Source organism: Pseudomaricurvus hydrocarbonicus (assembly GCF_011602365.1).
GTDB classification, from domain to species: domain Bacteria; phylum Pseudomonadota; class Gammaproteobacteria; order Pseudomonadales; family Cellvibrionaceae; genus Pseudomaricurvus; species Pseudomaricurvus hydrocarbonicus.
Genome location: NZ_JAAONZ010000007.1, coordinates 19077 through 31132 on the forward strand (window position 1 = coordinate 19077; position 12056 = coordinate 31132).

The 12056-nt window shown below is 53.7% G+C and carries 6 protein-coding genes; 4 read left to right on the plus strand and 2 right to left on the minus strand.

What is annotated here, in order from left to right; genetic code table 11:
- The first annotated feature begins 65 nt into the window (after positions 1-65).
- The gene (locus tag G8770_RS10915) at positions 66-2195 is read left to right on the plus strand and encodes an NAD(P)/FAD-dependent oxidoreductase (protein WP_167186176.1); all 2130 of its coding nucleotides are present in this window, start codon (positions 66-68) and stop codon (positions 2193-2195) included.
- Between the two features lie 205 nt (positions 2196-2400).
- Positions 2401-4704, plus strand: a complete 2304-nt coding sequence (locus G8770_RS10920; protein WP_167186179.1) for a TonB-dependent receptor — start codon at positions 2401-2403, stop codon at positions 4702-4704.
- A 248-nt stretch (positions 4705-4952) separates the two neighbouring features.
- On the opposite strand, the gene G8770_RS10925 is transcribed toward G8770_RS10920, so the two are convergent.
- Positions 4953-7358, minus strand: a complete 2406-nt coding sequence (locus tag G8770_RS10925; protein WP_167186182.1) for a TonB-dependent receptor — start codon at positions 7356-7358, stop codon at positions 4953-4955.
- A gap of 942 nt (positions 7359-8300) precedes the next feature.
- Here G8770_RS10925 and G8770_RS10930 point away from each other — a divergent pair.
- Entirely contained in the window at positions 8301-9839 is a 1539-nt protein-coding gene (locus G8770_RS10930; protein WP_167186185.1) for an amidase, read from the plus strand.
- A 91-nt stretch (positions 9840-9930) separates the two neighbouring features.
- On the opposite strand, the gene G8770_RS10935 is transcribed toward G8770_RS10930, so the two are convergent.
- Entirely contained in the window at positions 9931-10809 is an 879-nt protein-coding gene (locus G8770_RS10935; protein WP_167186188.1) for an SDR family NAD(P)-dependent oxidoreductase, read from the minus strand.
- Between the two features lie 416 nt (positions 10810-11225).
- Between G8770_RS10935 and G8770_RS10940 the strand changes: the two genes are divergently transcribed.
- On the plus strand, positions 11226-12008 hold the full coding sequence (locus tag G8770_RS10940; protein WP_167186191.1) for an SDR family NAD(P)-dependent oxidoreductase: 783 nt from the start codon (positions 11226-11228) through the stop codon (positions 12006-12008).
- Positions 12009-12056 lie beyond the last annotated feature (48 nt).

Here is a 12056-nt window from a genome sequence, read left to right on the forward strand (position 1 = left end):
CAAAAGATTAAATACGTAATAACAATACCGAGTACGTCATGACAATACCGAGAGAGTCGCTAGACATGTCCAACCTCGCTTTTTCCAATCTGCTTGCGCCGGGAAAGATCGGCAAGCTGGAACTCCGCAACCGAATGGTGGTGGCGGCTATGGGTGCCAATTTCGGCGAAGATGATGGTCGAAGCGGGGATCGGGTTCTCGCCTACCATGAAGAACAGGCCAAAGGCGGGGTGGGTTTGATTATCTCGGGTGCTTGTGGTGTGGCTTTTCCTGTGGGCAAGGTGCAACCGCAACAGATTGCTATTTCCGATGATTGTTATATCGATGGTCTGAAAAAGGTGGTTGACGCAGTTCACCAGCATGGCGCCAAATTTGCTCTTCAGTTGCACCACGGCGGGTTAGTGGCCGTCGAGGATACCAAGGCCGGGCGACCGCTCTGGTGCCCTTCCATTCCGCAGCCAACGCAAGGTGATTTTGTCAATGGCTTTTTGATGTCTGAGTTGCAAATATTTTCTGCCGGTGGTGTGCCCAGCTTTAAGGTGCTGGAAAAAGAAGATATTCAATTGGTGATTCAGCAATTTGCGAAAGCGGCGGTCAGGGCCAAACAAGCTGGCTGTGATGCGGTGGAAGTACACGGTGGTCACGGTTATCTGTTGTCTTCTTTCCTCTCTCCGAAAACCAACCAGCGCACGGATGAATACGGTGGCAGTGACGAAAACCGGGCACGCTTTGTAGTTGAAGTCGTGCGCGCAGTACGATCGGCGGTCGGCCCGGATTTTCCCGTGTGGGTCAAACTGGATTCTCGTGAAGTGGGTAAGCAGGGCGGTATTACCCTTGAACATGCCAAGGTAACCGCCAGGCTGGTCGAACAGGCCGGTGCTGACGCGATTACGGTGAGTGCTTATCACGATGGCAGTCAGGGCAAGTTACACTCGGCATCCAATATTCCCCATGAACCCAATACTAACCTGCCAGCAGCGAAAGTCATTAAGGGAGAAGTTTCAATCCCGATCATTGCTTCCGGCCGGGTGGAAATGGAACACGCCGACAGAGAAATTGCAGCAGGGCACTTTGACTTTTTGATGATGGGGCGCAAGTTATTGGCTGACCCCTTTCTGCCTGTCAAGTTGAAGCAGGGGCGAGTAGAGGACGTACGCCCCTGCGTCTACTGTTACACCTGTGTCAGTGCCATCTACACGCAGGAGCCCATGCGCTGTGCCGTAAATGCAGAGCTGGGTGTTGAGTATACCCGCCTTCGGTTGCCACAAAATTCAACGCGCAAACGCATCGTGGTAATTGGTGGTGGTCCGGCAGGTATGGAACTATCCCGACGTCTGGCAGAAGCCAATCAGGAAGTGATTCTGATTGAACAAGGCAAGACGTTGGGCGGCACTCTCCGTTTTGCGTCGCTGGCTTACGAGCCCAATCAGCGCCTGTTGGAATGGTTGACGGGCCAGTTGCAAAAGCTGCCAGTGGCTGTTCACCTTAATAAAACCGCCACGCCTGAATTAGTCAAGTCGCTGCAGCCAGATCACGTGGTCGTCGCTGCGGGTGCCCAACGGGACATGCCGGAAATAAGCGGTGGTGATCTGTCTCACGTTTTCAGCGGTGACGACATGCGTAAACTGGTGTTGGGCGAGCGTTCTCCGACGTTGAAACAAAAAACCGGCGCGTTTACCCGGTTTATGGTAACCCTGGGGGCGTTGACGGGGCTTAACCAGCGTCTTGATTTCTTGCGCAAAATAACCCGGCAATGGATGCCGTTAGGCAAGGATATTGTCATTGTCGGCGGTGATCTGGTCGGGCTTGAACTGGCTGAATTTCTGTGCGAGAGAGGCCGTCGGGTTACCGTGCTTCACGATGAGCCGCGTATGGGCAATGGCCTGATGCTGGTGCGGCGCTTGCGAATACTGGCTGAGTTGCGTGAGCACGGGGTGGCCCTGCAAGCTGGCGTCACAGATGTTGCCATTGAACCTGACCGCGTGAGCTTCATTGACGCAAATGGTGAGCCGCAACAAGTGCCTGCGAATCAGGTGATTGTCGCCAAGGGCGCCTGTGCCAATAGCAACCTCAGAGCGGCCTTCGCCAATACCGGTATTGATGTGCAGGAAATTGGTGATGTGACCGGGGTTGGTTATATCGAGGGCGCACTCCGTGACGCTACAGAAGTCGCAGACTCCATTCTTAGTCAATAATTTAAAAAGACGATTTTGCAGTATTAATCAATTGGGCCTAGCGCAAAAGGACTAAGCGATCTTCTTGCGTCATGGCCCTTTCTCCATTCAAATTGACATAGCTCAAAACACATGGAAAACACGTTTTAGCGTGAGCTTCGATAGCTCATCTCCGTGAAAACTTAAATAAAAACGAACCCGAATTGATGTTCTGGAGAGAAATCCGATGAAGTATAAGTTGTCAAACCCGCTGTTGCGCCCCGCAACTCTGGCCACCTCTGTTTTACTGGCCAATTCAGCCCTGGCGAGTGTTGTATCGCTTGAGGAAATAGTGGTAACCGCCCAAAAACGCGAGCAGTCTTTACAGGACGTACCGATCGCTATCAGTGCAATTGACTCAGAATTGCTGCAGGCCAATGGCGTTTCTACAGCCGCAGATGTTGGAGAGATGGTGCCTAACGTAACAATTACGGCACAGCCCAGTAGCAGTTTTAACATTCGCATGAATATACGCGGCAATGGTACCGCGGAACCATCGTTGGCGATTGATCCCAAAGTGGGGCTTTATATCGACGGTGTGTATATCGCGCGTAACGCCGGAGCAGTGTTTGATCTGGTTGATATGGAGCGGGTGGAAGTAATGCGCGGCCCTCAAGGTTCCTTGTGGGGCAAAAACACGACCGGTGGTGCCCTCAATATCACGACACAACGTCCCTCGGGTGAAAACGTCCTGAACCTTAAAGTTGGGGCGGGCAATTACGGATTGCGCACCGGCCAACTTAGTTGGGACACGCCCGAAGTCAACGGTCTAAGTGCCAAACTCAGTTATATGAACAAGAGCTACGATGGCTGGCAAGATAATGTCAATATGGCCTCAGATGCCCATTTTGGCGATATTCAGGCCGAAGCTTTCCGTGCGGCAGTGAATTGGGATATTAATGACAGCCTGAATCTGTACTACATTTACGACCGCACGGATGCCGCCTCTACCCCGGAAGCCATGCAAGCGGGTTATGTTTCCGCTGGCTCACAAGGAGCGGCAACCATTACGGATATACGTTCCGGGATTCCTCAGACGTACATATACACTAATCCATCGGACAATCCCTTCGCTCAATTGGCTGACACTGTGTCTGACAAACGCAGAGAGACGTTTGATGCAGACTTTATGAATTCTGAAAAGCTGGATGTGGAAGGTCACAATCTGACTCTGAGTTGGTATGGCGATAACATTCAGCTCAAATCGATTACCTCTTATCGAGAATATAATTCTCATCTGGAAGGTCTCGATGTTGATGCAATAACGGTAGAGGGAGGTGATGGCTTACTGTATGGGATAGGCGGCGTCACTCCAGCGGCTTTGCCTACGGCAGGCATTCTGCATACATCAGGCTCCAAGGATCACGAACAGTTTTCTCAAGAATTGCAGCTGATCGGAGATGCCTTTAATGAAAAGTTGGATTATGTACTGGGGCTGTATTACTTCGATGAGAAAGGTAACGAAACGACTCCTTGGGAATTGACCTCTTACAGTGCTGCCAGCAATTCACTGGTTATTTTGCCTTATGGAAACTGGTACGAAGTTACTTCAGAATCCAAAGCTGCATTTGGACAATTAACATATTATTTTAACGACAGCTGGAACTTGACTTACGGTTTTCGTTACACGGAGGATAAAAAAAGCTTGCTGATTCCTGATGAGGATCCAATCATTACTCAGGATGCTAAGTTTGATAAAGCGTGGGAGAAATTCACTTCGTCCGTGACGCTCAACTATGCGATCAATGATGATATCAGCACCTATGCCAAGATCGCAGAAGGCTACGCATCTGGCATTTACAATCCAGGAACTCTGAACCGTGGGGCGGCATTGGCTGGGGGGTCACAGGAAGACATATTGTATTCGGTGGCAAATCCCACTGATCCGGAAGAGCTGATTTCCTATGAACTGGGTATCAAGTCTAAATGGTTTGATAACCGAGTGGTGTTTAATGCCGCGGCGTTCTATAACGAAGCGGATAACCTGATTGTCTCCAACTTTGATGGCACATCGCGAGTGGCTGCCAATTCCGGCACTGCGGACACCCAGGGGATTGAGCTGGAAGTACAGACGATGTTAACTGACAATTTACGTGTTGACGCTGCTTATGGTTACCTGGACATTGATTACTCTGATTCGACTCGCATTCAGAGGGAGGCGCGCAATACCGGCAGCCTGGGCGTTTTTTACAGCTTTGATGGCGTAGACAACGGTGAGTTGGTTGCTTTTCTGGGCATGACCTACACCGGCAAGGAATACTTCGATGTTCGGGATCGTTCGATCAGTACGGGTGATTCGCGCACTCTCTATAATGGGCGTTTATCCTGGAACGATATCAGCATTGGCGGGAGTATGATCAACGTCGGATTGTGGGGGAAAAACCTGACCGATGAAGAATACATCTACTACGGTTACTCCATTGGTGAGGCGAGTATGTACGCATACGGTGCTCCACGAACCGTGGGTTTGGATGTTTCCATCGAGTTCTGATTGCCACGGCTCGCAGGAGCTGACGACTAAGCCCGGTCTTTGACCGGGTTTTTTTTGGTCTGCTGAAAATCGACATCATCCGCACCTCAGGCTAAATAATGGGTATTGCCGGATTGACTGGCTGTCTAAAAGTGCGAGCGCTTTCTGACAGTTGTGGGTCAGTGGAGGGAGATGGCAGGCATTACATTTTGGCTCGGCAAAAAAAAGCCCGGTTCAGAACCGGGCCAAAGATTTCTCGGGTGAATTGATCAGAACCAGTATTTGGCTTTGACTCCAAAGGTGCGGGGCTCGCCGTACATGCGCTCGGACATCGCGATTCCACTCATGTAACGGTTCTTGGTTTCGTACTTTTCATCCAGCAGGTTACGCGCCCACAGGGTTAGTTCGAAATTGCCGGCGGCGTTCATAAATTGCAGCGAGCTGTTGACCACGGTTCTGGCGTCGGTGAGCTCATCGTTCAGTTCCTCATCCGGACTCACCACCGCATCAGCGGGATTAACGCCATTAAGGATGTTGACTGCGGTCCAGGTGGGGGCATCGTCGCCGGCCATACCACCGTTCTCAAAGTCGTTATAGTACTCATCCTTGTAGTTGATTTCGGTGCGCCAGGTCAGGCTGCCTGCATCAAAATCAAACTTGAAGGTGGGTATCAGGGAGGCAGTGAGGTGCGGCGCATGGTTGAACTCATTACCTTCACGCACAAAACCGTAGTCCCGCTGGTCCGGATCTTTCAGCTCAACGATTTCTGTATTCAGCCAGCCGATGTTGGCAGTGAGGCTGAAGGTTTCGTTGAGGATCCATACGGTTTCCAGTTCAGCACCTTGCATTTCCGCCGAGCCGGCATTAAACACTTTAGTGAGCAGCTGGCCACTCTGAGAAATTTCGGAGATCTCCATTTGCAGGTCTTCATAGTCGTAATAGAAGACCGCGCCGTTGATTCGCAGGCGGTTATCCAGCCACTCGGACTTCATGCCCACTTCGTAGGCATTGAGCGTCTCCTCATCAAAAGGTGACAGGTTTGGATCGGTACCGGAAAAGCCGCCATCGCGATAGCCCTGGCTGAAGCTGGCATAGAACATCAGGTCATCATCGACGGTATAGCGCAAGCCCACTTTGGGTGTGAACTTGGACCAGCTGTCGCTGGCTTGCAGGGAATCCTGTCCGGTCTGGATCAGGCAGTCGGGCTGATCGTCGGTGCCCACCCCTGGTCCCAGATTGAAGCACTGATCGCGGCCGGCCGCCTGGGCAGCATAGTAGCTGTCAAAATATCGGTTTTCGGTGCGGTAGCTGGTTTTCTTGGAGGCACCGTAGCGAGCGCCCAAGGTCAGGGTCAGAGCTTCGGTGAGGTCCCAATCCCACTGAGTGAACATCGCCCAGCTTTCCGTTTCGTTACCGCGCAGAGTGATGGTGGGTGCAGCGCCGGCGTTGGGGTTACCGGCGAGGGCCAGGGGTGCGGCAAATTCGTAGAACGGCATTACGCTGAACAGGTTGTCGACCTGGCTGTCGTTGTAAAAGCCGCCGATGACACCGGTTAGCTTATTGGTGCTCAGATGCAAACGTACTTCTTGTGACAGGCTGTCTGCCTGGTTATCGGTGGCGACGTGCAGGTAATCCAGGGCGCTGGCATCAAGATCTTCCATGCCCGTGAACTCCGCTTCGCGGTAACCGGTGATGGATATCAGCTCCCAGGTATCGTTGATGGTGTAGTTGACGGTCACAGAGCCACCATTGCTGCCATTATCACTGGAGCCGTCCAGGTTGTGTTGCAGCTGGTAGATGTCACCGTCGCTTTCGGTGTAAGTGGGCACCACTAATCCCCCTAACGCGGCTGCCTGGGCCCGGGCGGTAACCACACTGGTGGGTTGGTAGGCTGGCCCGGAGGACTCGCTTTCTGAGAAGTCAGCTGCCAGGGTAATCTCCAACTTGTCCGTCGGCGTGTATACCAGTTTGCCACGGAAAGTGCTCTGCTCATGCTGGCCGAGGTCATCGAATCCGGGGGCGGTGTTGTCAATGTAACCGTCACGGCTCTGGTAGTAGCCACTGATACGGCCTTTTAGGTTCTCGGTCAGCCCGCCCTCGAGGCTCGCACTCACTTCGTGACCGCCAAAATTGCCAACCCCGGCAGAAATCGATCCGCCAAACTCCTCAGAGGGGGTTTTGGTGGTGATGCTGATCACACCACCCAGTGCGTTGCGGCCATAGAGGGTGCCTTGCGGGCCTTTCAACACTTCTACCTGGGCTACGTCAAGTACGCTGAACAGGTTGGTGGCCGGCGAGTCCAGTTGCACACCATCCAGATAAATGGCCACACCCTGGTCGATACCGGGGCCATCCAGGGGGGAGCCCACGCCGCGAATGTAGGGCTCAGCCTGAGCTGGACGCTCCGACATGATGGTGACGTTAGGCGTCATCTCGGCCAGCTGACTGGTGTTGCTAACGCCACTGGCGGACAGGATTGAGCCGCTGAAGGCATCCACGGACATTGCCGTTGATTGGAGATTCTCGGAGCGCTTCTGAGCGGTTACGACGATCTCCTCCAGGGCATAGGTTTGTCCTTCGGCATGGGTCGCGGCATTAATGCAAAGCGCCAGCGGCAAGCCAACAGAGATATTTTTCAAGGCATGTTTGAAAGGAGCGGAATGATTCACAGGCATTATGACTTTACCTTCATGGTTTTATTATTGATTATTTTCGTTTTTGACATCTTGCGGCTTGAATATTTCACATATTCGTAACTCAATCAATTTAAATATACGCAAATGGTCTGTTCTTCCTGTTGACAGATAAGATGTTGATTTGTATAAATTTTTTCTGGTTTTTAGGCGTGTCCGGAACACAAATAGGCACCTGAATTGACGCTGATTCAGGGTTTACATAGTCAATTTGGATGAAGCGATTGGCGCAATGTTTATGATCTGGAGGGGGCTCGGTGTAGTCAGCGCTTGAGGTCTTGACGCCTCTGCTTGTCGCGACTGTCTTTGTTGTCAGGGGCAAACGGTTGACGTGGGCACGCAGGTCGCGCATATCCAGCGATAGAGACTAATTGGCGTTGGCGGTAAGTTGATGGATCCCGTCCAGCGATTCCAGCCGGGCAGCGAAGCCATCGCGTTGCATAACGGGAGCCTTTGCGCAGGAAGTATATGAGTCAGGGAGCACGGCAGACACAGGTACATTTGCCGTCTTCGCATGTGTTGAACATGTTTATACGAAAAACACATACCGCATTTGTTTGCTGGAAAACCGTAATTCCATCCTGCTGTATTACTCAAACGGACTATTGGGCATAAGCTGCTGTTGTTTTAGGCTGAGCACTCTGGCTTGCGACTACGCTGCCGGATCGTGTGCCGTATTCTATGCCGGTAACTCCGGTTGCCTATCACCAGAATTGTTTTGGGGCGTTATGGGGCTCCGTGCTGATTTGGCTTCAGCGCGAAACTGCCCAGCGCTATCCAGACTGTCGTTTGTGGGATTTGTGTCAATGACTCCGGACCCAATGAGATCCTGGTCACAGGATTGGAGCCAAGGGATGGTCCCTGCGCAGGCAAACGTACAGAGAAAAAGAAAACCACCAGATCAAAAGCTATATAGGGTTTGCTATGTCTGAAATAAACCGTCGTCAATTGCTCAAACAATCGCTCACCGTGCCCTTGTCTCTGGGGGCTGCGGGACTCTCATCGCCATTGCTGGCTGCCAAGACAGGCGCTCTGTCGTTTGAAGAGTACCGTCGTTATGACGCCTTGGGGTTGGCAGAGTTGGTACGACAGCGGGAGGTCAGCTCGGGGGAATTGTTGCGCACCGCGACTCAACTTGCTGCAGCGTTAAATCCGACGTTAAATTGCGTGGTTGAACGCTTTGATGATCGAGCAGAAACGGCGATTGAGAGTGGTTTGAACGACGGTCTTTTTACGGGTGTGCCTTTTTTGTTAAAAGACCTGGGTATGGCCTTGAAAGGTACTGTGACCACCAACGGCTCACGTTTTTTTGAGACGGCCAGGCCCGATTACACCAGCACGATTGTGCAGCGTTATCAGCAGGCGGGTTTGGTGATCTTTGGTAAAACCGCCAGCCCCGAATTTGGCGGGACTGCGACCACAGAGTCGATATTGTTTGGGGATACCCATAACCCCTGGGACTTATCCCGCACATCCGGTGGTTCCTCGGGTGGGGCGGCGGTGGCGGTGGCGGCGGGTATCCTGCCCATGGCCAACGCCACCGATGGCGGCGGTTCGATTCGTATTCCTGCGTCCTGCTGTGGATTGTTTGGTTTGAAGCCAAGTCGTGGCCGCACCCCTCACGGGCCGGTGCAATTGAGTTCGACCTTGTCAGTCATTCACGGGCTGTCACGCAGTGTGCGCGACAGCGCGGCGTTACTGGATGTGACCTGGGGGGCTGAGCCCGGCCAGACCCTGATCGCGCCCCGGCCGAAGAATCACTTTTATCAAGCCACACAAACGGAACCCGGCGCGTTGCGCATAGGCTTGATTCGCACCCCGCTCACTCATTCACCGGTTGACCCGGAATGTCACAAGGCGGCACATCAGGCGGCTAAACTGTGTGAGTCTCTGGGACACAACGTGGACGAAGTGGATTTGCCGGTTGATCCGCGCAAGTTTTTTGGTGCCTTTGGCATTGTGATGGCTGCCGGTTTGGTTGATCGCATTCAACAGCGAGAGCTGCAATTGGGACGCGAGGTGACGGAACAGGATCTGGAGCCCATTACCTGGCTGCATTATCAGGGCGCCAAACAAAAAACGGCAGAGCAGTTATTTCATGCGCAACAGGCGCTGGAGCAAATCAGTCGCGACGTCGCCCAGCTGCAGCGAGACTACGATGTCTTGTTGTCACCCACCCTGGCGACACCGCCGGTCAAGTTGGGTAAGTTAAGTCTCAATCAGGATAATGCGTCCTATGAGCGCGAAGCCATTAACGCCTCGGCCTTCACCATGTTGTATAACGCGACGGGACAGCCAGCCATGTCGGTTCCGTTGCATTGGACCGAATCGGGACTGCCGGTCGGAGTCATGTTTGCCGGCCGTTACGGTGAAGAGTACACCTTGTTGCAACTGGCGGCGCGACTGGAAAAGGCCCAGCCCTGGTTTGATCGGGTGCCTGATGTGTCTGGTTTTTTCAGCTAGGTCATCTGTTTCAATCAGATCCTGGCTGCCTGCATTGGCCCCAAATACCCTGTGCGGCAATCCGCCAATTGGGCGCTGGTAAAGAGCAAGCTCAAATCACCTTCGCCGGGTGCGGGATGCGGGGTCCCCCCAACCTATTGCGGTAGGAGGGACGATCGCGACCATCGAGATCGGTGACGCCATACTCTCTGGCGACTTCAGCGCTGACCAGCGTGTGGCCGCTGCGCTCAACGGCGTTGTTGTCGCTGGCGATGGCGAAAATGACACGGCCATTAAAGTCCGGCGTCTCTGCCTGAGCCATAAAACCATCGTATTCCTCACCGCGGTGCTTGAGCACTATGTCGGTACGTTCCGTGCGCATAGGGCCCAGCCACAGAGAATTGACCACCACGCCCGTTCCTTCCAAATCTATCGCCATGTCGGCGGCAAACTTGTCGTAACCCACTTTCTGGGCGCCATAGGCAGGACCGTGCATGTAGCACGAAGAGCCGAACGATGAGGTAAAAGTGATCAGGCCACGCCCCTGTCGGATCATCAGCGGGGCGGCGTAATAACAGCAGACGTAGGCGGAACGCAGGCCCACTTCCAGAATTTTCACCAGATCCAGGGGTTTCTCCCAGAAGCCGCCGGGATCGATCAGGTTTTCGTGCACGAAGGCGGCGTTGTTGACCAGAATATCCAGCCGGCCCTGTTCCTGCTCGATGCGTTCAAACAGCGCTTGGGTCTGGGCGTCGTCGTTGTGATCGCAAATCACTGCAATGCCCTGGCCACCGGCGGCGGTAATTTCTTCTGCAGTCTGGTGCACGGTGCCGGGGAGGGTTTCACCGCGCAGTCTGCCCCTGGCTGAGGTGTCGGAGCGGCCGGTCACATAGACAATCATGCCAGCCGCGCCCAGTGCGCGGGCAATGCCTTTGCCTGCGCCGCGGCTGGCGCCGGTAACGAGGGCAACCTTGGGGGTGTAAGGACTCATGGTGTCACTCCTGCTTGAGGTAGAAAAAATACGCTGTTGGCGCCCCAGAGTACGACAGTGGCCGCCGCCGATGCCGTTTGGCGCCTGTGGACGCTTATCACTGTCACGCCGGTGTTATCAGTACGGGTGGGAACCGTGCTTTCTGATCCTCGCCTTTCGCCAGCGTTGCGATGCATTCAAAGACTGTTTTCTGTCGGGCTTATGAATTTTATTTGATAATTATTGATGTAAATGGTTATTTAAAGGCTGTTAAATCTACTTTATTCGTAAATATATTGTCAAATAATACGAATAACGTTTTTTTCCGGTTTTTAAGGGTGTATATTGGCAGCGATTGAGTTCGACCCGCTGCCGGCTGGGTGTACAAGAGGATTCAGCGCAAAGTAAACCGTCGTATTGATTGACAGGAGCAACAGATGAACAGATTTGCAGACAAGGTGGCGGTCGTCACCGGAGGCAGTGGCGGCATTGGTTTTGCGATTGCCAGCCGCTTGGCGCAGGAAGGAGCGAGGGTCATTATCTGTGCCCGGCGCCAGGAGGCCCTGGACGCAGCGGTGGCCAGCATCCGCGACGCCGGAGGGGTGGTTGAGGCACAGGTGGTGGACGTCGCCGACGTCACGGCACTGGCGTCCATGATTGAGGGCGTGGTGGCGCGCTATGGACGACTGGATGCACTGGTGAATAACGCCATGAGTGTGGGTTGGGGGTCGATTGTCGACACCGACCTGGAGACGTTCCAGCAGGATTTCCGCGTCAATATGGATTCCATCTATGTGGCTACCCGCGCTGCACTGCGGCAGATGATCGAGCAGGGCGGTGGCGCCATTCTAAACATAGCCTCCATTAACGGGTTACTGGCGATCGCCAACATGTCGGCGTATTCCGCGTCCAAGGCCGCCTTGATTCACTTTTCCAAAAGTGCCGCCATGGAAGGTGCTCCGCACAATGTGCGGGTCAACACCATTGCCCCGGGTGTGATCGCAACGCCCAGTACCACTGGACCGCTGAGTGAAGTGCCCGGCTATACCGAAGCCGTTGCCGGTGGCGTGCCCATGAACCGCATGGGTGAGCCCGATGAGGTGGCCGGCGCAGCGGCGTTTCTGCTGTCGGACGATGCCAGCTATGTCACCGGCGTGTGCCTGTCGGTCGACGGCGGCAAGGCGTCGGAGTTGGTGGTGCCGCCACCGCCGGCGCAATAGCTTTCGATCAGCCCGACATTCATAAAATGGGATAAACCGAGATTGATA

Excerpts from the sequence above, each read along its gene's own strand:
- G8770_RS10915 (WP_167186176.1), top strand. The coding sequence starts at position 66 with ATGTCCAACCTCGCTTTTTCCAATCTGCTTGCGCCGGGAAAGATCGGC.
- G8770_RS10920 (WP_167186179.1), top strand. The coding sequence starts at position 2,401 with ATGAAGTATAAGTTGTCAAACCCGCTGTTGCGCCCCGCAACTCTGGCC.
- G8770_RS10925 (WP_167186182.1), bottom strand. The coding sequence starts at position 7,358 with ATGCCTGTGAATCATTCCGCTCCTTTCAAACATGCCTTGAAAAATATC.
- G8770_RS10930 (WP_167186185.1), top strand. The coding sequence starts at position 8,301 with ATGTCTGAAATAAACCGTCGTCAATTGCTCAAACAATCGCTCACCGTG.
- G8770_RS10935 (WP_167186188.1), bottom strand. The coding sequence starts at position 10,809 with ATGAGTCCTTACACCCCCAAGGTTGCCCTCGTTACCGGCGCCAGCCGC.
- G8770_RS10940 (WP_167186191.1), top strand. The coding sequence starts at position 11,226 with ATGAACAGATTTGCAGACAAGGTGGCGGTCGTCACCGGAGGCAGTGGC.